3 protein-coding genes are annotated in these 1400 nt (G+C 60.6%); all 3 read right to left on the reverse strand.

Going from position 1 to position 1400, the window contains the following annotated elements:
* Positions 1-320: GFA family protein (locus NKI41_RS33025; protein ID WP_352687232.1), on the reverse strand; the 320-nt coding region annotated here is incomplete at its 3' end.
* 20 nt (positions 321-340) lie between these two features.
* Positions 341-613, reverse strand: coding sequence for a hypothetical protein (locus NKI41_RS33030; protein WP_352451332.1), 273 nt, complete (start codon positions 611-613; stop codon positions 341-343).
* Positions 610-1400, reverse strand: a 791-nt coding sequence (locus NKI41_RS33035) for a zinc-binding dehydrogenase (RefSeq protein WP_352687235.1), incomplete at its 5' end; no start/stop codon positions are given. The genes NKI41_RS33035 and NKI41_RS33030, both read right to left, overlap by 4 nt.

The following is a 1400-nucleotide window of genomic DNA, read 5'->3' on the forward strand; positions in this document are numbered from 1 at the left end:
TCGACCGGGCCGTGCATGTGGACGCCGCAGCCGGTGCAGGCATGGCGCAGGATCAGCGCGCCCGGATCGACGATCTTCAGCTTGTCGCCGTTTTCGGTCACCGTCACGTCGTTTGTACCGGCAACCGCCACGACCGAGAACAGCGCGCCTTCCGGCTTCCAGCATTTGGTGCAGCCGCAGGCATGGTTGTGGGCGATCTGGCCCTTGACCTTGACCTTGACCGGGTTGCTGGTGCAGGCGCAGACCAGCGTGCCGCCGGCAAAGTCGGCCTTTTCCCGTGGCAGTCCATTGTCGATTTTAGGATGCAGTTTTTCCGGCATTTTTGTTTCCTCCCTTGGTTCTATGCTGGTTCCGTTTCGATTACCGCTTCATTCTCCATACGGTGTTCTTGCTTGACGCGCTCTACCACCTTGAGCGCCTTACTCAGATATGTATCGCGCACGAGAAACGATATTTCTTCTCTGCCGCGGTCGATCTCATCGAGGTCGATGCGAACGCGGTTGTTATTCCTAAGCGCTACCCAAAGATGTTCGCCGAATTGCCAGCTCTGCATACTGAGCGACTCGCTGAAATTCGGATATCGGATCCGAACCCGGATCAGTACCTCCTTCAATAGACTACCACGCTCCTGATCGACTTGCCTTCATGCATCAGGTCAAAGCCCTTGTTGATGTCCTCGAGCTTCAGCGTGTGGGTGATCATCGGATCGATCTCGATCTTGCCGGCCATGTACCAGTCGACGATCTTCGGCACGTCGGTGCGGCCGCGCGCGCCGCCGAAGGCGGTGCCCATCCAGGTGCGGCCGGTGACCAGCTGGAACGGCCGCGTCGAGATCTCCTGGCCGGCGCCGGCAACGCCGATGATGACCGACTTGCCCCAGCCGCGATGCGACGCTTCCAGCGCCTGCCGCATGACTTTGGTGTTGCCGGTGCAGTCGAACGTGTAGTCGGCGCCGCCGATCTGGTCGGCGCCGCGCTTGGTCATGTTGACGAGATGAGCCACGACATCGCCGTCGATCTCCTTCGGATTGACGAAATGCGTCATGCCGAATTTCTCGCCCCATTCCTTCTTGTCGTTGTTCAGGTCGACGCCGATGATCATGTCGGCGCCGGCAAGGCGCAGGCCCTGGATGACGTTGAGGCCGATGCCGCCGAGGCCGAACACGACCGCCGTCGCGCCTTGCTCGACCTTGGCCGTGTTGATCACAGCGCCGATGCCGGTGGTGACGCCGCAGCCGATGTAGCAGATCTTGTCGAACGGGGCGTCGGCATTGACCTTGGCCACCGCGATCTCGGGCAGCACGGTGAAGTTGGAAAAGGTCGAGCAGCCCATGTAGTGGAACAGCTTGTCCTTGCCGATCGAGAAGCGCGAGGTGCCGTCCGGCATCAAGCCCTGTCCCT

This window comes from Mesorhizobium sp. M0601, from assembly GCF_040320845.1.
Lineage (GTDB): Bacteria > Pseudomonadota > Alphaproteobacteria > Rhizobiales > Rhizobiaceae > Mesorhizobium.